This window comes from Mycolicibacterium wolinskyi, assembly GCF_002101965.1.
GTDB classification, from domain to species: domain Bacteria; phylum Actinomycetota; class Actinomycetes; order Mycobacteriales; family Mycobacteriaceae; genus Mycobacterium; species Mycobacterium wolinskyi.
The window spans coordinates 149,220-173,327 of record NZ_LQQA01000033.1; the positions used below are offsets into that span (position 1 = coordinate 149,220).

At 66.1% G+C, this 24,108-nt stretch carries 23 protein-coding genes; 8 read left to right on the top strand and 15 right to left on the bottom strand.

The window, feature by feature from the left end:
- Positions 1–7: 7 nt before the first annotated feature.
- The 8 genes from AWC31_RS30995 to AWC31_RS31030 all read right to left on the bottom strand — a co-directional run bounded on the left by AWC31_RS30995 (position 8) and on the right by AWC31_RS31030 (position 10,508).
- A complete protein-coding gene (locus tag AWC31_RS30995) occupies positions 8–1,777 on the bottom strand; it encodes an ABC transporter substrate-binding protein (RefSeq protein ID WP_085148690.1) in 1,770 nt (589 codons plus the stop codon).
- Positions 1,778–1,806: 29 nt separating this feature from the next.
- Positions 1,807–2,790, bottom strand: a complete 984-nt coding sequence (locus AWC31_RS31000; protein WP_085148693.1) for an ABC transporter permease — start codon at positions 2,788–2,790, stop codon at positions 1,807–1,809.
- Positions 2,787–3,728 (bottom strand): ABC transporter permease, encoded by a 942-nt coding sequence (locus AWC31_RS31005; protein WP_085148696.1) that lies wholly within the window; start codon positions 3,726–3,728, stop codon positions 2,787–2,789. Before AWC31_RS31005 ends, AWC31_RS31000 begins: the two co-directional genes overlap by 4 nt.
- On the bottom strand, positions 3,725–5,347 hold the full coding sequence (locus AWC31_RS31010) for a dipeptide ABC transporter ATP-binding protein (RefSeq protein ID WP_085148700.1): 1,623 nt from the start codon (positions 5,345–5,347) through the stop codon (positions 3,725–3,727). The genes AWC31_RS31005 and AWC31_RS31010 overlap by 4 nt, the downstream gene beginning before the upstream one ends.
- A gap of 108 nt (positions 5,348–5,455) precedes the next feature.
- Positions 5,456–6,673, bottom strand: coding sequence for a GNAT family N-acetyltransferase (locus AWC31_RS31015; protein ID WP_085148703.1), 1,218 nt, complete (start codon positions 6,671–6,673; stop codon positions 5,456–5,458).
- Positions 6,673–8,022, bottom strand: a complete 1,350-nt coding sequence (locus tag AWC31_RS31020) for an LLM class flavin-dependent oxidoreductase (protein ID WP_085149884.1) — start codon at positions 8,020–8,022, stop codon at positions 6,673–6,675. The genes AWC31_RS31015 and AWC31_RS31020 overlap by 1 nt, the downstream gene beginning before the upstream one ends.
- Before the next feature lie 50 nt (positions 8,023–8,072).
- The gene (locus tag AWC31_RS31025; RefSeq protein WP_085148705.1) at positions 8,073–8,345 is read right to left on the bottom strand and encodes an ANTAR domain-containing protein; all 273 of its coding nucleotides are present in this window, start codon (positions 8,343–8,345) and stop codon (positions 8,073–8,075) included.
- A gap of 147 nt (positions 8,346–8,492) precedes the next feature.
- Complete coding sequence (locus AWC31_RS31030; protein WP_085148707.1) at positions 8,493–10,508, bottom strand: glycoside hydrolase family 15 protein; 2,016 nt, start codon at positions 10,506–10,508, stop codon at positions 8,493–8,495.
- Between the two features lie 115 nt (positions 10,509–10,623).
- On the opposite strand from AWC31_RS31030, the gene AWC31_RS31035 reads away from it, so the two are divergent.
- From AWC31_RS31035 to AWC31_RS31055, 6 genes are all read left to right on the top strand, one after another.
- Positions 10,624–10,848 (top strand): hypothetical protein, encoded by a 225-nt coding sequence (locus AWC31_RS31035; RefSeq protein ID WP_067851991.1) that lies wholly within the window; start codon positions 10,624–10,626, stop codon positions 10,846–10,848.
- 132 nt (positions 10,849–10,980) lie between these two features.
- A complete protein-coding gene (locus AWC31_RS38335; protein WP_374213962.1) occupies positions 10,981–11,073 on the top strand; it encodes an Ms4533A family Cys-rich leader peptide in 93 nt (30 codons plus the stop codon).
- Between the two features lie 120 nt (positions 11,074–11,193).
- Complete coding sequence (locus tag AWC31_RS31040) at positions 11,194–12,249, top strand: sulfate ABC transporter substrate-binding protein (protein ID WP_085148709.1); 1,056 nt, start codon at positions 11,194–11,196, stop codon at positions 12,247–12,249.
- Positions 12,246–13,112, top strand: coding sequence for a sulfate ABC transporter permease subunit CysT (cysT, locus tag AWC31_RS31045; protein WP_085148711.1), 867 nt, complete (start codon positions 12,246–12,248; stop codon positions 13,110–13,112). Before AWC31_RS31040 ends, cysT begins: the two co-directional genes overlap by 4 nt.
- The gene (gene cysW, locus AWC31_RS31050) at positions 13,109–13,933 is read left to right on the top strand and encodes a sulfate ABC transporter permease subunit CysW (RefSeq protein ID WP_085148714.1); all 825 of its coding nucleotides are present in this window, start codon (positions 13,109–13,111) and stop codon (positions 13,931–13,933) included. Before cysT ends, cysW begins: the two co-directional genes overlap by 4 nt.
- Before the next feature lie 14 nt (positions 13,934–13,947).
- Positions 13,948–15,015 carry a sulfate/molybdate ABC transporter ATP-binding protein gene (locus AWC31_RS31055; RefSeq protein WP_165766085.1) on the top strand — a complete coding sequence of 356 codons (1,068 nt, stop codon included), beginning with the start codon at positions 13,948–13,950 and terminating at the stop codon, positions 15,013–15,015.
- A 4-nt stretch (positions 15,016–15,019) separates the two neighbouring features.
- Here the strand turns inward: AWC31_RS31055 and AWC31_RS31060 are convergent, their stop codons facing one another.
- The 7 genes from AWC31_RS31060 to AWC31_RS38340 form a co-directional block, all read right to left on the bottom strand.
- Entirely contained in the window at positions 15,020–15,289 is a 270-nt protein-coding gene (locus AWC31_RS31060; RefSeq protein WP_085148720.1) for a metal-sensitive transcriptional regulator, read from the bottom strand.
- A 66-nt stretch (positions 15,290–15,355) separates the two neighbouring features.
- The gene (locus AWC31_RS31065; RefSeq protein ID WP_085148723.1) at positions 15,356–16,216 is read right to left on the bottom strand and encodes a sulfite exporter TauE/SafE family protein; all 861 of its coding nucleotides are present in this window, start codon (positions 16,214–16,216) and stop codon (positions 15,356–15,358) included.
- Between the two features lie 55 nt (positions 16,217–16,271).
- Positions 16,272–17,651, bottom strand: a complete 1,380-nt coding sequence (locus tag AWC31_RS31070; RefSeq protein WP_085148726.1) for an MBL fold metallo-hydrolase — start codon at positions 17,649–17,651, stop codon at positions 16,272–16,274.
- Between the two features lie 222 nt (positions 17,652–17,873).
- A complete protein-coding gene (locus AWC31_RS31075) occupies positions 17,874–18,587 on the bottom strand; it encodes a sirohydrochlorin chelatase (protein ID WP_085148730.1) in 714 nt (237 codons plus the stop codon).
- A 7-nt stretch (positions 18,588–18,594) separates the two neighbouring features.
- On the bottom strand, positions 18,595–19,308 hold the full coding sequence (locus AWC31_RS31080) for a phosphoadenylyl-sulfate reductase (protein WP_207626476.1): 714 nt from the start codon (positions 19,306–19,308) through the stop codon (positions 18,595–18,597).
- A 17-nt stretch (positions 19,309–19,325) separates the two neighbouring features.
- Positions 19,326–21,014, bottom strand: a complete 1,689-nt coding sequence (locus AWC31_RS31085; protein WP_067852010.1) for a nitrite/sulfite reductase — start codon at positions 21,012–21,014, stop codon at positions 19,326–19,328.
- 115 nt (positions 21,015–21,129) lie between these two features.
- Positions 21,130–21,225: an Ms4527A family Cys-rich leader peptide gene (locus AWC31_RS38340; protein WP_374213964.1), complete on the bottom strand. Its 96-nt coding sequence runs from the start codon at positions 21,223–21,225 to the stop codon at positions 21,130–21,132.
- A gap of 101 nt (positions 21,226–21,326) precedes the next feature.
- Here AWC31_RS38340 and hemW point away from each other — a divergent pair, with 101 nt between their 5' ends.
- Together hemW and AWC31_RS31100 are read left to right on the top strand one after the other, a co-directional pair.
- Positions 21,327–22,499: a radical SAM family heme chaperone HemW gene (gene hemW, locus AWC31_RS31095; protein ID WP_085148736.1), complete on the top strand. Its 1,173-nt coding sequence runs from the start codon at positions 21,327–21,329 to the stop codon at positions 22,497–22,499.
- A gap of 68 nt (positions 22,500–22,567) precedes the next feature.
- Positions 22,568–23,920 (top strand): salicylate synthase, encoded by a 1,353-nt coding sequence (locus tag AWC31_RS31100; RefSeq protein WP_085148739.1) that lies wholly within the window; start codon positions 22,568–22,570, stop codon positions 23,918–23,920.
- Positions 23,921–24,108: the final 188 nt, after the last annotated feature.

Below are 24,108 nucleotides of genomic sequence, written 5' to 3' on the forward strand. Positions count from 1 at the left end.
CCGCCGACTACCCGTTGACCGCAATGTTGGTGATGTCGGCGCCGTTTCCGAGCGACTGCCAGGTCCAGTTAGTCACTCGATCGGATGTGGGCACGGTCTTGACCCGCTCGATGAGCGGGAACCAGGCCAGGTCCTCGGTCGCGATCGTGTTGGCTTCCTGCCAGTCCGCCGTCGGGTCCGGTGCGGCGAACGCCCGGTTGACGGCCTCGTTGAGCTTCGGATTGTGGTAGGTGACCCCGTTCCACGTGCCGCCGGGTGCGAAGTCGGAATCCAACCATCCGCCGAGAGTCATGCGGGCGCTGTTGCCCTGCCAGTCCGGCGTCCAGTTCGTGATCGCCAGATCCCACTGGTCGAGCTTCGACTTGTCGCTCAAAAAGGCGTCGAACGCGCCCCAGCTGTCGGCGGCGATGGGCGTGAGCTTGACGTTGATACCCGACCTGGCGGCCGATGTCTGCACCGACGTCGCGATCTTCTCGAACTCGGGGTTGTTGCGGTATGCCACGTTGACCGTCAAACCCGGCTTGCCCGCCTCGGTCAGCAGCGTTTTGGCCTTCTCGGGGTCACCTTTGTCGTCCGGCGTGGGGTACGGGTTCTTCCCCGTGTAGCCGACGATGGTCGAGGTGAGGATCTCGTTGCTGGCGATCGCGGAGTCCGGACCGCCGAGACCGCGGACCACGTCGGCACGGTTTAGTGAGTAGTTGAAGGCCTGCCGGACCCGGAGATCCTTGAACGCATCCTGGGCCGGTGTTTTCGGCTCGGCGGGATTGTTCCAGCTGATGAAGATCGCCGAGCCGCTCGCCGAGGTGTGGAGGTGGTCGGGATCGGTCTTCTTGTACTGCGCGATGACGTTGGCCGGGTACGCGCGGACATAGAGCCCGATGTCGGCCGTGCCGGTCTGCAACTGCTGGGATACGGCGTCGGCGGAGCTGACCGTGGTGTCGAACACGATCTTGTCGGCGTAGGCCTTTCGCGGGTCTCCTTCGGCGTTGTACTCGGGCACCTTGGCCAGGGTCAGCTGCTTGCCCGGGTCGAGGGACTCGATGTAGTACGGGCCGCTCGATGCGTAGTTCTTGCGGAACTCCAGGCTGTCGGCGAAGTACTTCGACACCACCTCCTCGGGCAGCGGTGTGACGAAGTTGAGCGTGAGGATATCCAGGATATCGCTGGCCGGCTGCGTCAACGTCAGCTGTAATGTCTTGTCGTCCAGTGCTTTCAGACCGCTGATCTCGTGCGTGTCGATGAACCTCTTGACTGCGGCCAGGTCACCGGTGGGGACTTTGGCGAACTCGTCGGAGTACTCCTTGAACCCTTCGAACAGCGCGTTGTAATAGGTGATCGCACTGACTTGTGCATTGGGGTCGGGGAACCGCTTGACGGCGTAGACGAAATCCTGTGCGGTGATCGGGCGCGTGCTCGCGCCGGAGAAGTTGATGTTGTCGCGCAGATGGAACGTGTAGGTTCTGCGGTCGGGGCTGATGTCCCAGCTCTCGGCGAGATCGGGGACCACCTCGGTGTCTTCTCCGATGCTCTCTTTGTTGCCTGCATAGGTGACGAGCTGGCGGGTGGTCGCCCTGATGACCTGCCACGATTCGGCGGAGTAGGCGATCAGCGGATCCAGCGCATCGACATCGCCGACCGAGGCGATATGTAGCGTCCCGCCGTAGAGACTCTCGGGGTCGGTGGATGATGCCTGTTCACCGCCATCGGTGCCGCACGCGGCGACGAGTAGGGCGGTGGTCGCGATCAACGCGCCGACCACTTTTCGTGGTGACTTCATGGTTCTCCTCAGTTGTGTTGTGGGGTGGCCTATTTGCCGCTGCGTGCCGCGGTGATGACGTCGATGGCGAAGGTGGACACCACGAAGATCACCGCACCGAGAAGGGTGCATCCGATCACCACCGGAGCATCCCCGTTGTTGGCCGCATTGACGGCGAGGCGTCCGACACCGTCGATACCGAAGATCTGCTCGGTGATGATGGCGCCGCCAAGGATCGCGGCGAACTCGATGGCGCCGAGCGTCAGGATCGGATTGAGTGCGGCTGACAGTGCATGGTCGAAGTAGACCCCATGCGGTGCGACGCCTTTCGCACGCGCGGTGCGGATGAAGTCCTTGTTCGCCACCTCGAGCACCGAGGCCCGGACGACGCGCTGGAACAGACCGAGTTCGGCGAGCACGAGCGTGAGCCATGGCAGCAGCAGATGACGTGCCCACTCGGACGGCGACGTGGTGAACGCGACGTAGCCTCCACTGGGAAACCATTTCACGCCTGCGAGCGAGAGTTGGTAGTAAAGGACGAACAGCAGGATGACGCCCGTCACGAAGGTCGGGATCGACAGGAACACATAGGAGATGCCTGAGGTGATCGCGTCGAACACGCCGCCGGGCTTGCGGGCCGCATAGACCCCGAGGACGATCGACAGCGCGACCCACAACACCAGTGCGCCGACGGCCAGGCTCAGGGTCGCCGGAATCTTCTCCAGGATCAGATCGGTGACGGGGCGTTGTTCGCGGTACGAATAGCCGAGGCTGGGCGGCCAGTTGACCAGTCCGGTCGGCGTGCCCTTGATCTCGGGCCCCCGCACCACGTAATGCCACAACTGCACGTACCAGGGGTCGTTGAGCCGCAGGCTGTTGGCGATCGCATCGACCGTCTGCTGAGACGCGTTCTCCGGGGCCAGCATTCGGGCCGGGTTCTGGTAGGCGACCTTGGTGAGCCCGAATGTCACGAGCACTACGGCGAACACGGTCAGTACCATGCGGGCCGACCGCCAGAGCAGAGTTCGCGTCACCGGGTCGTGCTCGGGTCGAATCGATTGCGCAGCGCCGTGCTGAGCACGTTGAAGCCGAGAACGGTGAGGAACAGCGCACCCGCCGGGGCGATGAGCATCAGCGGCTGGGTTTGATACAGCGCAGAGTCCTGGGCATTCGCGATCATCGTGCCCCAACTGGGAGTGGGCGGCCGGATGCCGACGCCGAGATAGGACAGCGATGCCTCGGCGATGATGTTGATCGGAAGCTGGACAGCCCAATAGATGACGACAGTGGGCGCGATGTTGGGCAGAATTTCGCGCACAATGACGCGCAAATGCGAGCTGCCCGCGCCGATCGCTGCGAGCACGTACGGTTTCGCCTTGATCTCGATGACCGAGTTGCGCACGAGCCGCGCGAAGTAGGTCCAGGAGAACAAGGCGATGATGCCGATCACCACCACGATGGGGTCGACGACGGTGGTGCCTGCCGTGCCCCGGTTGAGCGTCACCACGCTCAGCGCCGTCACCAGGAAGGGAAAGGCCAGCGCGATGTTGGTCAGCTCGGAAAGCACCGCGTCGATCCGGCCGCCGAAGTACCCACCGGCCAGTCCGACGACGACGCCGATGAGCATGGCGATGGTGGTGGCCGGGATACCGATGGCCAGCGAGACGCGCGCGCCGTAGAGCGTGCGGACGAGGACATCTCGGCCGCTGCCGTCGGCGCCGAGCAGGAAGCCGTGGCCACCGGTGATCGGAAGCCCTGCCGCGTCGAGCGTTTCGTCGGGAAACTGTTCGTTGGGCCCATGACCGACGATCGCGGCGACCACAGGTGCTCCAAGGGCGGCCAGCAGTACGAAACCCGACAGAACCGAACCCGCGACCAGCCCGGGATCGCGCAGGAACGATCGCAGCTTGCGCGTGCGCGCCTGCGGCGGGCTGTCGGCGCTCACTTGTGGTCTGAGCAGCAGATCCGTCATGAGGCCGTCAACCGTGGCACCGCATCGAGCAGCTTGCGTGTGTACGCCGACTGTGGTGCGGCGAAAACCTCTGCGGTAGGACCACTTTCCTCCAAGCCGTCGGGGCCGAGCACGATCACGCGGTGTGCGATCGCCGAAACAACCCCCAGGTCGTGCGTGATGAACAGGAAGGCCGTGCGATGTTCACGGACAAGTTCGACGACGAGCGAGATGATCTCGCTTTGCGTGGTGACGTCCAGTGACGACAAGGCTTCATCGGCGACGATGAGCCGGGGTCGCAGAACCAGCGCACGAGCGATCGCGGCACGTTGCCGCTGCCCACCCGACAGCTCGGCGGGAAACCGGTCGAGCAATGTCCGCGGCAGTCGCGCGTCCTCGGCGGCGCTGGACACGCGGGCGTCGATGGTGGGGTGATCAACGCGCTGTGCGCGCAGCGGTTCGGCGAGCGAGTCCGCAACGGTGCGGCGCGGGTTCAAACTCGAGTAAGGGTCCTGGAAGACCAGTTGTACGTCACGGCGGGCGCTGGCCGGTAGTGCGGGGACACCATCCGCGACCGCAGTGGGGAATCGCGCACCGGACAACGTGATCTCACCTGCGTCGGCGTACTGCAGACCCGCGACGATCCGGCCGACAGTCGACTTGCCCGACCCGGATTCCCCGACGAGACCGACGATCTCGCCGGGATGGATCGCGAAGTCCAGGCCGTCGACCACGGTCCGACGTTCACGCCGAGCCCGGGTGCGGTAGCTCTTGCGGAGCCCATGAACCCTCAGCAGCGGTTCGGTCGATTCCACCGGATCGATCAGTGGGGAGCCGTCGACACCGGGCAGACTGTGCAGGCGCGACGCCGACAGCAGATCACAGGTGTACTGCTCCTGTGGATGCTGGTAAACCCGTTCACGGGTACCGGTTTCCACGACTCGACCGTCTTTGACGACGGTGACGGTGTCCGCGATGTCGTGGACCACACCGAGGTCGTGGCTCACGAACAGGATCGCGGCGCCGTGCTCGCGCTGCAGCCGCTTGAGCAGGTTGAGTATTCCGGCCTGCACGCTCACGTCCAGAGCTGTGGTCGGCTCATCGGCGACGATGAGTGCCGGATTCAGTGCGATCGCCATCGCGATCATCGCGCGCTGCCGCATGCCGCCGGAGAACTCCGATGGATAGCTGTCGTAACCCTTTTCGTCGATGCCGACCTCGGCGAGCAGCTCCTCGACCCTGCCGCGTCGTTCACGCCGGTCGGTACGGGTATGGATACGCAGGACCTCGTCGATCTGGCGCCCGATGGTCTTGTACGGGTGCAGATTGCTCTGGGGATCCTGGAATACGAAACCGATGTCCTTGCCGTGGATTCGGCGCAGTTCGCGTCCGTCCAGGGTCAGCAGGTCACGGCCGGCGAACCGCACCGACCCGGTCACCTCCGCATCGGGGCTCAACAGCCGAGTGGCGGCAAGCAGCGAAACGCTCTTGCCGGAGCCGGATTCGCCGACGATGGCGGCGGTCTGGCCGGGTTCCACCGCGAAACTGATCGACTCGACCGCCCGCACCGCTCGCCGCCCGCGAGCGCGGTTCCCGGTGTGAATAGTGACGGCGAGATCGGTGACGTCAAACAGCGTCATCGTGTGTGTGTCGCCTGGACAGCACCGTTCTCATGCGACCATGGTCGGCCAGGAGTCTTTGCCGGACAACGGTTTCGATCAGTCCGAAGTTATCGCCACGACGACATGTCAGAAGAAGATGCCGGTGTGCGGCTGCGCGGGCACCGAGAAGAGGCGGTCGGCGACGGCAAGCGCCTCGGGATCGTTGACCCGTACGGAACCGCTCAACGCCAGGGCACGCCACGTTGTTCCGCCGAGCAGCGCGGCTGCGACCGCCTCGACCCCGGCCTCCAACTGCGCGGTGCCGCCGACATTCTCGGCGCCACCGGCCGAGATGGCATACGTGCCCGAATTCTCTCGCAGCAGCGGATCATGAACCGTCAACGTGACGGACCCGCCGTCGCTGTAGCTGCGTCCGCCGAGTGCGGCAGGCACATCGACGACGCGCAACCACGTCTCGTCGCGGGTGCCGGTGATTCTGGCGGCGCGACGGTCGACCAGAAGCCAGGGAAGCGGATCGTCGACCGGCAGCATCTGAAATATCAACCGATCGATCAGATCGAGGTCGATCAGAAACCGCAGCAGTCCCACATAGGCCTCATCGGTGGGCGCGAAGAAGTCGTCGATCAGAACCGTGCGCTGCTCGCTGACGAACCACCCGTCTGTGTCGACTGGATGATAGCGGGCGAACCCCGTCTCAGAACCCGGGTCGCCATGGACGACAACGTAACTCGGTCCTGCTGCAGCTTCGGCACGTAGCCGCTGTGACTGCCACCAGACCGGCGGACGATCGATGGTCCCGGGCCGCTCGGGCCGATTGGCGGCATAGATCTGCGGCAGCAGCTGCCACGACTCGTCAGGATCGATCAGCCGCACCGGCCCGCCGTGCCCGATTCCGGGTCGCAGGGCAGCCCGCCGCGTGAGCAGTTCGGCGGTGTTCGACGAACTCGCGACCCCGTAGCCGAAACGACCGTAAATGGTGGCTTCGGAGGCCCGTAGGGTCGCCACTGTCTCGCCGCGGTCACGGATGTCGCGAAGCTGGTGGCGTAGCAGGTCAGTGGCGATACCGCGGCGCGTGTGGGAGGGCAGGACGCCGACGTGGGTAACGGCGGCATGACCCACGACCTTGCCGCCGGGCAGGGTGAGCGAGCTGGTTGCCGAGTCCGTGGTGCCGGCGAGCGTGCCGTCGACGAACGCGCCGAATGTTCGGCCCGGCTCCAGAATCCGGCGGATCCGTCCGGCAGGCAAGCCGGACAACCGGGGAAAGCCGACCATCGCCGCGCGAAACACGTTGAGCGCGGTGGTCAGTTCCTGCTCGGTGTCGAGCACTCTGATGTCGGTGGTCATCACACGTTCACTCCGCGGGAAACGCGAGCGTCGCGATACCGCGCGGCCGCATGGTCGTCTCGGATCCGAGCAGTACCCTGCACCCGCTCGCGCAGCGTGGTTGCGGTGGTGGGTCGAGGCCGCACGCGGCCGCGCCGGTCGAGTTCGGGCACCACCAGTTCGGCGAAGTCGCGATAGCTGTCGGGATTGACGATGTGCAAAAGGTTGATTCCCTGCGTCCCGGTGTCGGCCAACCACTGCTCCAGTTCGTCGGCCACCGAGACCGGCGTGCCCACAAGTGTGCGGCTGCGGCCGAATCCGGAGGACGGCGCGAGCGCCTCGCGCAACGTCCACCGCCGGTCGGCGTCGGCGAACATCGACAACAGCGAGCGGTTCGAATCGGTGTCGTGGCGGCCGATCACACTGTCGAGGTCCTGGCCCGCGAAGTCGACGCCGGTGCTCGCCGAGTAATGTGCCAGTGCGCCTTCGACGTCGAAATACCGTTGGTAGTCCGCAAGTTTGCCGCGGGCACCGGCCGCTGTGTTGTCCACCACAACTGACAGGGCGCTGATGAAAATCAGCGAGTCGGGATCGCGGCCGTAACCGGCCGCCAGCGTCCTGATGCTCTCGACGTTGCGCCGGATACCGGGCGCGTCGGCGCCGGCCACGAAAATCACTTCGGCGTGCTTGGCCGCGAACTGCTGACCGCGCGGCGAACCACCGGCTTGCAGCAGCAGTGGTGTGCGCTGCGGGCTGGGCTCGGACAGGTGTGCGTCCCTGACGGTGAAATACTTTCCCTTGTGGTCGATTCGGTGGACCTTGGCCGGATCGGTGTAGACGTTGCGCTCGCGGTCCCGTACCACGGCGTCGTCCTCCCACGACGTCTCCCACAGTTTGTAGACCACATCGAGGAACTCGTCGGCGCGTTCATAGCGCTCGTCGTGCGGGATCTGCCGTTCCAGTCCGAGGTTTCGGGCCGCACTGTCGAGCTGCGAGGTCACGATGTTCCACGCCACCCGGCCCTCGGTGAGATGGTCCAGTGTCGTGAACTTGCGGGCCAGGAGATACGGATGCTCGTAGGTCGTCGAGACGGTGATCCCGAAGCCCAGGTGTGTGGTGGCCGCGGCCATCGCCGACACCAGCAGCAGCGGGTCGCTCACCGGGGATTGTGTTCCACTGCGTAGCGACGCGTCCGCATTGCCCCCGTACGTGTCGAGCAGCCCGAGCGCATCGGCCAGGAAGAACGTGTCGAATCGTCCCCGGTCGAGAATCTGGGCCAGCTCGACCCAGTAGGCGATGGTGTTGTAGCGGTGGGTCTGATCGCGGGGATGGCGCCACAACCCGTAGTTGACGTGCGAGACCGCGTCCATCGAGAAACCGTTCAGGATGATCGGTTTGTCGATGGTGGAGGACCGGCCCGTCACCGGGTGACGGCCGGCGTCCGCCGGGTCTGCGCCAGCAGTTCACCCCAGGCGTTGAAGGCCTCGGCGTACTCGGCGGATGATCCAGAGCGGCCGCCGGCCAGATCGACGAGACCGCGGGCGATGCTTCCTATTCCGATGCCCGTGCGCTGCACGACCCGAACCAGCTCCCGGAACGCTTGATCGGGCGTGCAGCCACGCAACCCGACGAGGACGCCGATCGCGGTGTCGATCGTGGTGCGGGAGGTGTCCGCGGGGTGAGAGTGGCTCATGCCCCCGATGCTGCTTGCCCGGCAGACGCATTGACAGATATTGGCGCACCGTGATTTTCGAGAGATCTTCTCCCGCGAGCAGACGCGTACGTACCCAGAAACGGCTCGTTTCGGGTACCTACGTGTCTGCTCGCCGGAGAACAGGCCTTACATCGGGGCGTTGGCGGGCACGAACACGCCGGAACTGTCGGCTTCTTCTTCGGCGCGGATCACGTGCACGACGGCGTTGATCAACGCCAGGTGTGTGAACGCCTGGGGGAAGTTACCCAGATGGCGACCGGTGCGCGGCTCGATCTCCTCGGCGTACAGATGCAGCGGGCTCGCGAACGACAGCAGGCGCTCGCACAGATGCTTGGCCCGGCTCACCTCGCCGATCTCGACGAGAGCCGAAACCAGCCAGAACGAACAGATCGTGAACGTGCCCTCTTCGCCCGAAAGACCGTCGTCGGTCTCTTCGGTGCGGTAACGCAGCACCAGCCCTTCCTCGGTGAGTTCGTCGGCGATTGCCAGCACGGTGGCCCGCACCCGCGGATCGTCGGAGGGCAGGAACCGGGTCAACACGGCCAGCAGCAGCGATGCGTCGAGCGCGTCGTCTCCGTAGCGCTGGGTGAGCACACCGCGCGAATCCACGCCGCGTGCCAGCACGTCGGCCTTGATCTCCTCGGCGATCGCCCGCCATTGCTGGGCGTAGCTCTTCTCGCCCTGAAGCTCGGCCAACTTCGAACCGCGATCAAGCGCCACCCAGCACATGATCTTGCTGGAGGTGAAGTGCTGAGGTTCGCCGCGTACCTCCCAGATGCCGCGGTCGGGTTCCTTCCAATGCTTGATGGCCTCCTCGACCTGATTCTTGAGCACGGGCCACAGCGCGTCGGGAATCTGCTCGCGCGACTTCGCATGCAGGTACACCGAATCGAGCATGGTGCCCCAGATGTCATGTTGGCGTTGGTTGTATGCACCGTTGCCGATCCGAACCGGCCGCGAGTTGTCGTAGCCGGACAGATGATTCAGCTCTTCTTCGATGAGCGTGCGTTCACCGCCGACGGCGTACATCACCTGAAGCGGGTGGCGTTCACCGTTGTTGGCGCCCGACACGTCGGCGATGAACGAGAAGAAGTCGTCGGCCTCGCGGTCCAGGCCGAGCGTGTACAGGCCCCACAGCGCGAACGTCGTATCGCGCACCCAGGCGTAGCGGTAGTCCCAGTTGCGTTCGCCCTGGGGAGTTTCCGGCAACGATGTGGTGGGAGCGGCCAGGATCGCGCCGGTCGGGGAGTAGGTCAGGCCCTTCAGCGTCAGGGCGCTCCGCTGCAGATACGACCGCCACGGATGGTCGGGGAAGTCGCCGACGTTGATCCACTGCCGCCAGGCCTCACTGGTCTTCCACATCTTGTCGGCGGCTTCTTCGTAGGTCTGCGGCGCCGGATGCTTCGACCAGCTCAGCGCGACGAAGACGTTGTCGCCTTCGGTGAGCCGCGTACGGGCCCGCGCCTCGCGGCCCTCGATGCCGATGCGCAGGTTCGTGGTGAGCCGCAGGGTCGGGTGCGCATCGGGGTTGCGGCTGGCGCGCGCGATGGCCTCCCCGTATGCCGGTCCGGAGTACTCCCAATTCGCGCTGACGCGGTGGTAGTCGAAGGCCGGTTCGCAGTTCATCACGAGTTCGACGGTGCCGCTCACACAGCGCACCGTGCGCAGCAGGATGTGCTCGGCATCCCAATCCATCGGGGTGCGGCGATGAGTCCGCGATCGTGTCTCGATGTCATGCCAAGGCCCCATCACGAGTGCGTCGCGCACGATCAGCCAACCCGTATGGGTCTGCCACGTGGTCTCCAAGATCAGGCTGCCGGGCAGATAGCGGCGCGCGGCAGGCACGCTCACCCCGTAGGGGCCGAGCCGGAAGTGGCCGGCGCCACGGTCGAGGATGGCTCCGAACACGCTCGGCGAGTCCGGCCGCGGCACGCACAACCACTCGACCGACCCGGCCGACGAGATCAGGCACGTGTTCTCGCAGTCGGACAGGAAGCCGTAGTCAGCGATCGGCGGAAACGGGTTCCGCAGCGACGCGCTGGCCGAGTACGGCACCGGAGCCGTCACGGTCAGCGGGGCCTCGGGCACCTTCCGGGCGCCCGCCTCCGGGGCACCGGTGGGCTCAGTGTGTTGCAGAACCATTCGGACATCATGATCTGCGGATACGTTGCTCGTCTACCCGAATGCCACGTGTCGAACGTTACTGACCGCGATGGGATGAATCTGTCCGGGCACGGCCATCGCATACGCTTTCGGCATGGGCGCAATCCTCAGCTGGTGGGACGGCGTGGAGCTGTGGCTGACGGGCCTGCCGTTCGTGGTCCAGACCGCGGTGGTGATGCCCGTCGTCCTGGCCCTCGCGTACGGTGCCGCAGTGGTGCTCGACGGCGCTCTCGGCCAGGGCACGGCCGGTATCCGCAGGTTACGGCGGGCCGGAGCGGACGAATCTGACGAACTGGCCGAGGCGATGAGGACCGAATGACCGGCATGCCGCGTTCCCGCGTGACCCTGGTGCTGGCGATTCTCGTGGTCCTCGTCATCGTCATGTGGTTCGTGACCCGCTGACCCGATCGCTCGGGAGGCGCCGGCGTCAGACTCTGTTATTCTTCGCGCCATGCAAGCAGCGTCCGGCACCACGCAGAGCCACGTCGTGGCCCTCCGTGCCGTGGGTTCATGCGCTGTTGCAGACGTTCACTGTTGTCGCTGACTCCAACCCGTCCGCGGTTTGGGGTCGGTGGTGGGCTCGCTGTTTGCCCGAGCACTGATCCATTCGTCTTTCCGCCGTGACGGACCACCACTGTCCGTAGCTCGCAACGAAAGGTCATCAGTGCCCACCAAGAAGCTCGACATCAACAAGTTCTGGCGGAACGTCGCGAGGAACTCAGCTGTGCTGGCCACCACCGGGGTGCTCGTCGTGGGATGCGGCGGTGGATCGAGTGACGTCGCGGGCGGCGACGGCGGTGCCGGCGGCGCGGAAACCACCCTGACTCTTGTCGCATATGCGGTTCCCGAGCCGGGCTGGAGCAAGATCATCCCGGCGTTCACGGCAACCGAAGAGGGCAAGGGCGTCGCCGTGACGACGTCCTACGGCGCCTCGGGCGACCAGTCCCGGGCCGTCGTCGACGGCAAGCCGGCCGACATCGTCAACTTCTCGGTGGAACCCGACATCACCCGGCTCGTCAAGGCGGGCAAGGTGGCCGAGGACTGGAACGCGGGCAACACCAAGGGCATCCCGTTCGGCTCGGTGGTTTCGCTCGTCGTCCGCAAGGGCAACCCCAAGGGCATCAAGGACTGGGACGATCTGCTGCAGCCGGGCCTCGAGGTCGTGACGCCCAGCCCGCTGAGTTCGGGCTCGGCCAAGTGGAACCTGCTGGCTCCCTACGCGGCCAAGAGCAACGGCGGCAAGGACGCTGCGGCGGGCATCGACTTCGTCAACAAGCTCGTGACCGAGCACGTCAAGACCCGTCCGGGGTCGGGGCGGGAAGCCACCGACGTGTTCCTCCAGGGCACCGGCGACGTGCTGATCAGCTACGAGAACGAGGCCATCAACGTCGAACGGCAGGGCAAGCCCGTCGAGCACATCAACCCGCCGCAGACATTCAAGATCGAGAACCCGGTCGCGGTCGTCAACACCAGTGCGCACGCGGACGCGGCCAACGCGCTGAAGAACTTCCTCTACACGCCCGAAGGACAAAGGCTGTGGGCGGAAGCCGGTTTCCGGCCCGTTGACCCGGCCGTTGCCGCCGAGTTCACGAAAGATTTCCCGACACCGGAGAAGCTGTGGACGATCGCCGAACTCGGCGGCTGGAGTGAGGTCGATCCCGCGCTGTTCGACAAGGACAACGGGACGATCACCAAGATCTACAAGCAGGCGACTGGATGACAGCTGCGGCTGAGACCGAATCGGCATCCGCGACCGCGCCGGGAGGTCGCGCTCCCGGCGCGCGTCGTAGACGCTACGGTACGACCTCGCTGCGGGTCGGTGCCGCGTCCATCTGGCTGAGCGTCATCGTGCTGCTGCCCCTGGCCGCCATCCTGTGGCAGTCGGCGGGCGGTGGCTGGAACGCCTTCTGGCTGGCGGTCACGTCCAACGCGGCGATCGAGTCGTTTCGGGTGACGCTGACCATCTCGGCCGGCGTCACGATCGTCAACGTGGTCTTCGGTCTGTTGGTCGCCTGGGTGCTCACGCGCGACGACTTCCCGGGCAAGCGGATCGTCGATTCGGTCATCGACCTGCCCTTCGCGTTGCCCACCATCGTGGCCAGCCTGGTGATGTTGGCGCTCTACGGACCGGCCAGTCCGGTCGGGCTGCACCTGCAACACACCAAGTGGGGTGTCGGCGTCGCGCTGCTGTTCGTCACACTGCCGTTCGTGGTCCGTTCGGTCCAACCGGTGCTGCTTGAACTCGACCGCGAGGTCGAGGAGGCCGCCGCATCGCTGGGCGCCTCCAATCAGGTGATCTTCACCAAGGTGATCCTCCCGGCACTGTTGCCGTCGCTGCTGTCGGGCGCCGGGTTGGCGTTCTCGCGGGCGATCGGCGAATTCGGATCGGTCGTGCTGATCGGCGGCGCGGTTCCCGGTGAGACCGAGGTCTCATCACAGTGGATCCGCACGCTCATCGAAAACGACGACCGCACCGGTGCGGCGGCGATCTCCATCGTGCTGCTGGTCATCTCGTTCGTGGTGTTGTTCGTGCTGAGGGCGGTTGGTTCGCGGGCGGCCAAACGTGAGGAGCTTTCGGCATGACGCTGTCACCGTGGGTGCGCAATCTGCTGCGGTATCTGGCGCTGGCCTACATCGCGGTGTTGGTCATCGTGCCGGTGGCGTTGATCCTGTGGCGCACGTTCGCGCCCGGGCTCGGCGCGTTCTTCGCTTCGGTGGGCACACCCGCGGCCATCTCGGCCCTCCAGCTGTCCCTGTTGGTGGTGGCCATCGTGGTGCCGCTGAACGTGCTGTTCGGGGTGCCCACCGCGCTTGTTCTGGCGCGCAACAAGTTCCGTGGCAAGAGCGCGTTGCAGGCGGTCATCGACCTGCCGTTCGCGGTGTCACCCGTGGTGGTCGGTGTCGCCCTGATCCTGCTCTGGGGCTCGGCCGGGCTGTTCGGGTTCGTCGAGAGCAACCTCGGATTCAAGATCATCTTCGGTTTTCCCGGCATCGTGCTCGCCAGCATCTTCGTGACGGTTCCGTTCGTCATCCGCGAGGTCGAACCGGTGCTGCACGAGATCGGCACCGACCAGGAAGAGGCCGCCGCCACGCTGGGTTCCAGTTGGTGGCAGACGTTCTGGCGGATCACCCTGCCGTCCATCCGGTGGGGCCTCACCTACGGCATCGTGCTGACCATCGCCCGCACCCTCGGCGAATTCGGCGCGGTGATCATGGTGTCGTCGAATCTGCCCGGCGCATCGCAGACGCTGACGCTGTTGGTGGCTGACCGGTACAACCGTGGCACCGCAGAGTCGGTGTACGGCGCATATGCCATATCGACCTTGCTGATGGCCGTCGCCGTCGTCGTCCTGGTGGTCCAGGTGGTTCTCGACCGGCGCCGAATCTCGGCTGAACAGTCTTAGAAGGAGTGATCGCTGTGACCAACTCGGGAACCGATGCGATCGTGGTACGCGGTGCCAACAAGCACTACGGCAGCTTCGCCGCATTGGACAACATCGACTTCGAGGTGCCGGCGGGCTCGTTGACCGCGCTGCTGGGGCCGAGTGGTTCCGGCAAGTCGACGCTGCTGCGGGCGATCGCCGGCCTGGACCAACCCGATACCGGCACCATCACCATCAACGGCCGCGACGTGACGGGGGTGCCGCCGCAGCGGCGTGGCATCGGCTTCGTGTTCCAGCACTATGCCGCGTTCAAGCACCTCTCGGTGCGCGACAACGTGGCCTTCGGTCTCAAGATCCGCAAACGCCCAAAGGCCGAGATCAAGGAGAGAGTCGACAACCTGCTGGAAGTGGTGGGGCTCAGCGGCTTTCAGACACGCTATCCCAATCAGCTCTCGGGTGGCCAGCGCCAGCGGATGGCATTGGCGCGTGCGCTCGCCGTCGACCCGCAGGTGCTGCTGCTCGATGAACCGTTCGGAGCGCTCGACGCGAAGGTCCGCGACGACCTGCGGACGTGGCTGCGCCGCCTGCACGACGAGGTTCACGTCACGACCGTGCTCGTCACGCACGACCAGGCCGAGGCGCTCGACGTCGCCGATCGCATCGCGGTGCTCAACAAGGGACGTATCGAGCAGGTCGGATCGCCCACGCAGGTGTACGACGAGCCGGCCAATGCATTCGTGATGTCCTTCCTGGGCGCGGTGTCGGAGTTGAACGGAATCCTGGTGCGGCCCCACGACATTCGCGTCGGCCGCAATCCCGAGATGGCGATCGCGGCGGGCGACGGCACCGCGGAGGTCACCGGTGTGCTGCGGGCCACGATCGACCGCATCGTGATGCTGGGCTTCGAGGTACGCGTCGAACTCACCAGTGCCACGAACAACGTGCCGTTCACCGCCCAGATCACCCGGGGTGACGCCGAGGCGCTGGGTCTCAAGGAAGGGGACACCGTCTACGTCAGAGCCACACGCGTACCGCAGATCGCCGGCGACGTCCAGGTGGTGGTGCGAAGCACCGACGAAGACCAGGCGCTCACCACCACCTAGTCCGTCAGGCGAGGGCGAGGAACAGTTTCTCCAGTTCGGACACCTCGATAGGTTCGGCGCCGTAGGCGCGTTCGTCGGTGATGCACTCGCGCAGACCCGTGGCGATGATCTTGAATCCGGCCCGGTCCAGCGCCCGCGATACCGCGGCGAGTTGTGTCACAACATCTTTGCAGTCGCGGCCCTGCTCGATCATCGAGATCACGCCTGCGAGTTGTCCCTGTGCGCGCCGCAGCCGATTGAGGACAGCGGCGATGGCCTCCTGGTCACCGACCATGGTGTGCGCCTTTCGAAGTCGTAGTTGTCACTGCCGGGATCGTACCGGCGGGGGTATCGAGATCGGTCATGTCGCGGGAGCAGGTGGACCGAACAGTCGTTGGACGGGACACCATGCGTAGCGCCTGCACACGAAGTAATAGAAGGCGCCGATCGCGGTTGCGGTACCGGCGACCAGCCCGACGACGGGATGGACTTCCTCGGCCAGGATGATCGAGGCCATCGCCAGCACGAACCAGCCGAACGTGCGGCGCAGCGTGTCCGGATCGACGCGTGCGGTCAGCCGGGCGCCGAGCAGACTTCCCGCCACGGCGGCAGCCGTGACCATCGCGGCAAGCGTCCAATCGATCGGCACAGTGCTCAGCTGGCCGGCGAGACCGGCGAACGAATTCATGGCGATGACGATCAACGAGGTGCCGACGGCGATGGGCATCGGCAGACCGCCGAGCAGGGCCAGCGCGGGAACCACGACGAATCCGCCTGCCGCGCCGAGAGTTCCGGTTACCACGCCCACGACCAGGCCCATCAGCAGGGTCTTGACCGCGGGCGCGCGTACGGCCGGTGTGGTGCACTCCGGGCGTCGGTTGAGCATGGCTACCGCGGTCGCGATCATCACGACGGCGAACGCGGTCAGCAGTACCGAACCGGGCAGCAGGTGCCCGATCAGTCCGCCCGCATACGCCCCTGCCGTGCCGGTCACGCCGAACAACAGTCCGGTGCGCCACTGCACATGACCGTTCCGCGCATGAGTGACGGCGCCGATGACGCTGGTGACCCCGACGACAAGCAGCGATGTGGTGATCGCCTGCCTGGCGTCCAGACCGGCCACGTAGGCGAGCAGCGGCACGGTGAGGATCGAGCCGCCCCCGCCGAGCAAGCCGAGGGACACCCCGACCAGAACGGCCAGCGACAGGATCAGCGCGAGCATGGCGGTCAGTCGGCCCTTCCGGCAAGTTGAATCACGGTCATCATGTCTTTGCGCCTCACGCCGTTTGAGTGCTCGCGGCCCAGGCGTTGTAGCCGCCCAGGATGTCGCTGACGTCGGTGAATCCCTTCTGGCGCAACAGGCTTGCGGCGACCGACGAGCGGTAGCCGCCCGCGCAGTAGACGACCGTGGGACGGTTGGCGTCGAGTTCGCTGACCCGGTCCGGCAGTTGGCCGACGGGGATGTTGACCGCGCCCGGGACCATCCCGGCCGCCACCTCACCGGGGTTGCGCACGTCGACGATCTGCAGATCGGCGACCTCGGCGGATCGCTGCGCGAAAGCCTCTGCGGTGAGTCGCGATGCCACCTGCACCTGGTCGCGATGTGCGAACATCGTCTGCTCTGGTGCGGCGAGGTAACCGCTGACCCGGTCGAACCCGATGCGGGCCAAGCGATTCTTGCCCTCCAACTCCTGCCCGGCCTCGGTGACCAGAACGATGTCGGCGTCCGGTTTGACCACCGAGCCGGCGAATTCCGCATAGCGCCCCGCCAAGCCGATGTTGATCGCGCCCCGCAGGTGGCCCTGGGCGAACTCTTCCGGGCTGCGGCCGTCGATCAGCACGGCGCCGCCGGCAAGTGCCGTGGCCGCTTGGTCGTAATCCATGGACTGTGGCATGGCCGTTTCGTCGAGCAATTCCCGATCCTTGCGGTTGAGGACCGCGTCGTAGACGAAATAGCTTGGGGCAGGGGGTTGTCCCGCGGTGACAAGGTCGACGAACGACTGTTTGTCGGCGGCCCGCAGTGCATAGTTCGTGCGTTTCTGGTCACCGATGGTCGACGACAGCTCGGTGGAGAGGTTCTTGCCGCAGGCCGAGCCCGCACCGTGTGCGGGGTAGACCCGCGTCGCGTCGGGCAGCGTCATGAGCTTGTCGCGCAGCGAGTGATAGAGCTTGTCGGCGAGTTCGTCGCGGGTGAACCCGACGGAGGCCAAGAGGTCCGGCCGGCCCACATCGCCGATGAACAGGGTGTCGCCGGTCAGCACGCCGTAGGGGACCGGGTCGCCGGCATGTTCGTACACCACGATGCTCATCGATTCCGGGGTGTGTCCGGGAGTGTGGCGGAACTCCAGCGTCACCTCGCCGAGCGAGTATCGCTGTCCATCGTCGACTCCCATGAAGTCGAACTCGGGCTGCGCGACGGATGAGTACACGATCTTCGCGCCGCTGGCCTGGGCAAGTTCCAGGTGGCCCGACACGAAGTCGGCGTGGAAGTGCGTCTCGATGACGAGCTCGATCCGGAAGCCGTGTTCTTCGGCGTCTGCCAGATACTCGGCGACATCGCGTTGGGGGTCGACGACGACCGCTCGGCCCGACGTTTCATCGCCGATCAGGTACGACGCGTGCGACAGACACTCCAGGTAGTACTGGATGAACTTCATTGTTCAGCTCCTAGGCTCGTATTCTGATACCCCCAGGGGTATATCTTTCTTGATTCCGAATATACCCCCATGGGTATATGGGTCAAGGTTGTGTGATGTGACCTCGGTCCCTGGCGTTGAGTTCGACACCAGGGTCGTCAGAAGCTGCCGCGACACGGCAAAGCACAGCCCTGGCGTCGAACTCGACGCCAGGGCTGCGTGAAGGAAGGAATGCCCGGAGGGCTAAGCGGCGAAGCCTGCGCTGTACGCGGCGAGTGCCTCTTCATAGCGGTCGAGCACCGTCGCCGCCACCAACCGGTGCGGGCCTAGCGGTTCGGCCATCGGAATGCCTTGGCTGCGAGCGTATTCAGCGACGCGGTCGGTGATGCGGCCGTGCGCCAGGAACCACGGCGCGATCACGAAGCGCTCGGCGCCACTGGCACGCAACTGCTCGACGGCCTCGGGCACCGAGGGGGTCTGACCGGTCGCGAACGCGACCTGCACGCCTGCCCACCGAGTCCCTTCGGCCAAGCTGCCCGCGAGCGACGCGGTGCGGGCGTTGGCGGCCGGATGCGATGAGCCGACCCCGGTGAGCACCACGCCCAGCGCGGCGTCGAAGCGTGAAACTCCCAGTGCAGCAAGGCGTTCCCGAACCACCTGAAGCAGCCGCGGGTCTTCGCCGAGCACGTCGGCCTGGAGGACGTCGGCGCCCGACTGGGCGATCAGGCCGGGGATGTCGGTACGGGCGTGAAACGCACTGGCCAGCAGCAGCGGTGTCACCACCGAGCCGGGCGCGACGTCCGGCAGCACGTCGGCCAGGTTCGGCGCGTTCTGCTCGCAGAACGCCACCCGCACGTCGGTGTCGGGCAGCAGGCGGCGCAGATGGCCGGCGATCGCATGGGCGTTCGCCGACGAACGCGGATCTGCGCTGCCGTGTGCGGTGAGGACGAGCGTCACAACAACCTCACGAGGCGTGCAGCCCGCATTCCGTCTTGGACTGGCCGGCCCAGCGACCGCTGCGCGGATCGGCGCCGACGAGCGGCTTACTCGTGCACGGTGCGCAGCCGATAGACGGATAGCCTTCGTAGACAAGGGGATTGACGAGAATGCCGTTGGCGTCGATGTAGGCCTGCATATCGTCGTCGGACCACGCCGCGATCGGGTTGATCTTCACGAGGCCGAATGCGTTGTCCCAGCTGATCAACGGCGCGTTCGCGCGGGTCGGCGCTTCGACCCTGCGGATACCGGTCACCCAAGCGCGGTAGCCCTGGAGAGCCTTGCTCAGCGGCTCGACCTTGCGCAGCCGGCAGCACTCACCGGCATTGCGCGCGAACAGATCCTTGCCGAGCAACGCGTCCTGCTCGGCGACGCTGTGCTCGGGCGCCACGTTGACCACGTGGACGTCGTAGACGGCCTCCACGGCATCGCGGGTGCCGATCGTCTCGGCGAAGTGGTAGCCGGTGTCGAGAAACAGCACGTCGACGCCGGGGCGCACCTTGGCCGCCATCTCCACGAGCACCGCGTCCTGCATGTTCGAGGCCACCACGTACTCAGGCCTACTGCCCGGCCCACCGGCGCCGCCGAAGTGCTCGTCGGTCCAGCGCAGCAGTTCCTCCGCGCTCGCGCCCGCAAGCTCCTCAGCGCCCCGTTCGGCCAGTTCGCGTAGCTCGGACTCCATCGTCGTCGTCAAAGCACTCACCTCAAATCAGCTTCGTCGGCCCGTACGGCCCACTGGGCGAAACGCTCACCGGACTCGCGTTGTTTCACGAAGTTGCGAACAACCCGGTCGATGTAGTCGCCGAGCTCGGTGGAGAGCACCTTGTGCTGGCGCAGCTTGCGGCCGAAACCGCTGTCCAGGCCGAGGCTGCCGCCCAGGTGCACCTGGAAACCTTCGACTGGCCCGTCACCGTCGTCGATCATCTGGCCTTTGAAGCCGATGTCGGCGACCTGAATTCGCGCGCACGAGTTCGGGCAGCCGTTGATGTTCACGGTGATCGGCACGTCGAGCTGGGCGTTGATGTCCTCGAGCCGCTTCTCCAGATCGGGGACCAGCGACTGAGCGCGCTTGCGGGTCTCGGCGAAGCTCAGTTTGCAGAACTCGATGCCGGTGCAGGCCATCAGATTGCGCCGCCAATGCGACGGCTGCGAGGGCAGTCCGAGCGCGTCCAAGCCGTCGCGCAGCTCGTCCAGCTTGTCATCGGGGACGTCGAGGATGATGAGCTTCTGGTACGGCGTGAAGCGGATCCGGTCCGAACCCGCCGCCTCGGCGAGGTCGGCGACCTTGCTGAGGATGGTGCCCGAGACCCGGCCCGCGATCGGCGCGACACCGACGGCGTTCAGCCCGTTCTTGAGGCGCTGCACGCCGACGTGATCGATCGGACGGGTCACCGGCTCGGGGGCCGGTCCGTCGATCAGCGGACGCTTCAGGTACTCGGTCTCGAGAACCTCGCGGAATTTTTCGGTGCCCCAGTCCTTGACCAGGAACTTCAGCCTGGCCTTGGACCGCAGCCGCCGGTAGCCGTAGTCGCGGAAGATGCTGACGACGCCCTCCCACACTTCGGGCACCTCGTCCAGGGGCACCCACGTGCCCAGCCGCTGGCCGAGCATCGGGTTGGTGGAGAGGCCACCGCCGACCCACAGGTCGAAACCGGGCCCGTGCTCGGGGTGGTTGACCCCGATGAACGCGACGTCGTTGACCTCGTGAACGACGTCTTGCAAGCCCGAGATCGCGGTCTTGAACTTGCGCGGCAGGTTGGAGTACTCCTTCTTGCCGATGTAGCGCCGCACGATCTCGTCGATCGCCGGGGTGCCGTCGATCACCTCATCGAGGGATTCACCGGCGAGCGGCGAGCCGAGCACGACGCGCGGGCAGTCGCCGCAGGCCTCGGTCGTCTGCAGTCCGACGGCGTCGAGGCGCTTCCAGATCTCCGGCATGTCCTCGACCCGGATCCAGTGGTACTGGACGTTCTCGCGGTCGGAGATGTCGGCGGTGTCGCGCGCGAACTCGGTCGAGATGCCACCGAGCGTCCGAAGCGCCGCGACAGAGAGCGCACCGCCGTCGCAGCGCACCCGGAGCATGAAGTACGAGTCCTCGAGCATGTCGGTGTTCTCGTCACCGGTCCAGGTGCCGTCGTAGCCGGGCTTGCGCTGGGTGTAGAGCCCCCACCAGCGGAAGCGGCCGCGCAGGTCGCCTTTGTCGATACTCTCGAAGCCGTTCTTGGCGTAGATGTTCTCGATACGCTCCCGCACGTTGAGCGGATTGTCGTCCTTCTTTGCCTGCTCATTGGGATTGAGCGGCTCGCGATAGCCCAGAGCCCACTGTCCTTCGCCGCGGGGACGCTTGGCGGGACGTGCGGCTTTGGCCGGTGCCTTGGGGGTTGTCACTGTAGGTGCTCCTTCGCGGAGGAGCTGGCCTTAGGCCGCGCTGTTCACCGGTGGCTGTCCGGCGGCGCAGATCCGGTGGCCAGCTGAAAGTACAGGTGGGCAGGTCTACACAGGATCAAGGCAGACAGCAACAGCTACAAACACGCTTGAAATCGACATGCCGCCGAGCCACCAGCGATACGCGGGTGGTGCTGTTGTTGGCGGAAGTCACGCGGCCATTGTGCCACGATTGTCGCCATAGCCCCTAACCGGGCCATATTTGCGCTCACGGTGAGCAAAAGTCCCCGCTGGACAGTCTGGGAAAATCGTTGCATGACCACCCGGACCGCGCCGTCAGGCCAGCCCGATCTGGCGCCCGTCGCGGGACGACCGTTCGGCATCTACATCCATGTGCCGTTCTGTGCCACCCGCTGCGGATACTGCGACTTCAACACCTACACGCCCACTGAACTGGGCGGATCCAACCCCGAGGGCTGGCTGGCCGCGCTGCGCGTCGAGTTGCGGATGGCCGCGGCGCGGGTGGGTGCGGTGCCGGTTCGGACCGTGTTTGTCGGCGGCGGGACACCCTCGCTGCTCGGGAGCGCCGGACTGGCTGCAGTCCTCGACGCCGTCCGCGACAACTTCGAGCTTGCCGCCGCGGCCGAGGTGACCACCGAGGCCAATCCGGAATCGACCTCGCCCGAGTTCTTCGCGGCGCTGCGCGAAGCCGGCTATACCCGCGTTTCGCTCGGTATGCAGTCGGTGGCGCCCCACGTGCTGGCGGTTTTGGACCGCACGCATTCACCGGGCCGGGCGCCGGCCGCGGCGGCCGAGGCCAGGGCCGCGGGCTTCGAGCACGTCAACATCGACCTGATCTACGGGACGCCGGGGGAGTCCGACGACGACCTGCGGCGTTCGGTCGACGCCGCGGTGCACGCCGGGGTCGATCACGTATCGGGCTACGCCCTGGTGGTCGAGGACGGCACCGCGCTGGCTCGGCGGGTGCGCCGCGGTGAGATCGCCGCACCCGACGACGATGTGCTCGCGCAGCGTTACGAGTTGCTGGACACGCATCTGTCGGAGGCCGGCTTCGAGTGGTACGAGGTGTCGAACTGGAGCCGACCGGGCGGCGAGTGCCGGCACAACCTCGGCTACTGGGACGGCGGCGAATGGTGGGGCGCCGGACCGGGAGCGCACGGGTTCCTGGGTGCGACCAGGTGGTGGAACATCAAGCACCCCAACGCCTATGCGCAAGCGTTGGCCGACGGACAGTTGCCGGTGGCCGACTTCGAAGAGCTCGACCCGCAGGCTCGCCACCTCGAGGACGTGATGCTTCGGCTTCGGCTGCGGCGCGGGTTGGCCTGTGGTGATCTCACCGCAGGTGAACGCGCGCGCCTGGCGGGCCTGGTGGCCGATGGCTTGGTCGATGCGGCCGGAGAGCGTGTGGTGCTGACCGACCGCGGCCGGTTGCTGGCCGACGGTGTGGTGCGCACCTTGCTGGATTAACGCGAATCACACCGCGGGCGACGGCGTAGTGCACCTGGTTTACCTAGGTTAGGCTACATTTACTTCCCGTGACGAAGGTCAGTTTCGAGACGAGTTCCGACAACGCCGAGTCGATCGAGCTGTCGCTGCCGACCGGTACGAACCCCGTTGACCTCGTGGCCGAGCTGGCCCGGGTGCTGCCTGAACGTGACGGCGAGGACTACGTCGTCTACGAGCGCGACGGCGAGTGGACGTTGGCGCTGGGCGTGCGGGCCGTCGTCGAACTCGACTCCGACGAGTTGCGGGTGATCCAGGACGGCGTGGTGCAGCGGCAGGCGTGGTCCGGACGTCCGGGTGCGGCGCTCGGCGAGGCCGTCGACCGGTTGCTGCTCGAAACCGACCGGCTGTTCGGGTGGGTGGCATTCGAGTTCGGCACGTATCGCTTCGGTCTGCAGGCGCGACTGCAGCCGGGCACGCCGCTGGCCCGAATCCTCTGGCCCCGTACCCAATTCGTGGTGTCGGACGGGCGGATCACGTTGATCGGCGCCGATGACCGCCAGACTGAGGCACTGCGTGCGGTGCTGGCGGACGGAGTGAGCGCGGTGCCGGCGGCCACCGCGGTGGATGTCCGGGCGGACTCGTCGAACTATCGCGACCGCGTCGCCACCGCGATCGACGAGATCACGAGCGGCCAGTACCAGAAGGTCATTCTGTCGCGGCGCTTCGACGTGCCGTTCACCGTCGACTTCCCGGCCACGTATCGCGTGGGCCGTCACAACAACACCCCGGCGCGGTCATTCCTGCTGCACCTCAGTGGAATCCGGGCGCTGGGCTACAGCCCCGAATTGGTCGCCGCGGTGCGTGCCGACGGCACCGTGCTGACCGAACCGCTCGCAGGCACCCGCGCCCTTGGGCGTGGCGCCGACAACGACCGCGCCGCCCGCGACGACCTGGAGTCGAATCCGAAAGAGATTGTGGAACACGCGATTTCGGTGCGCACGTCGGTGTCGGAGATCGCTGAGGTGGCCGAGCCGGGTACCGCGGTGGTGCTGGACTTCATGACCGTCCGCGAGCGCGGCAGCGTCCAGCATCTCGGGTCGACCGTCGGCGGGCGGCTGCAGCGCTCGATGGACCGCATGGACGCGCTGGAGACCCTGTTCCCGGCCGTCACCGCATCGGGCATTCCCAAGGCCGAGAGCGTTGACGCGATCCTGCGGCTCGACGAGGCGCCCCGCGGCTTGTATTCCGGTGCGGTGGTGACGTTCTCGGCCGACGGCGGCATGGACGCGGCGCTGACACTCCGCGCCTGCTACGAAGCCGAAGGCAAGACCTGGCTGCGGGCCGGTGCCGGCATCATCGGCGATTCGACCCCGGACCGGGAATTCGAGGAGACCTGCGAGAAGCTCACGACGCTCGCGCCGCACCTGGTACCGCGCGCCTGAGCTTTACCGCGGTGTGGCGCGTTGCGCCTGCGCTGCGCTCGTGTTTGTCACGCTGGAGTGGCTGTGGACTTCGGACGTCACTCTGGTGTGACAGTGGTGGGCTGAATTTCCGTGTGGGCTCGCATTTGTCACGCTGGAGTGGCTGCGGACCTCGAACGTCACTCTGGTGTGACAATCGCGGCCCGTCA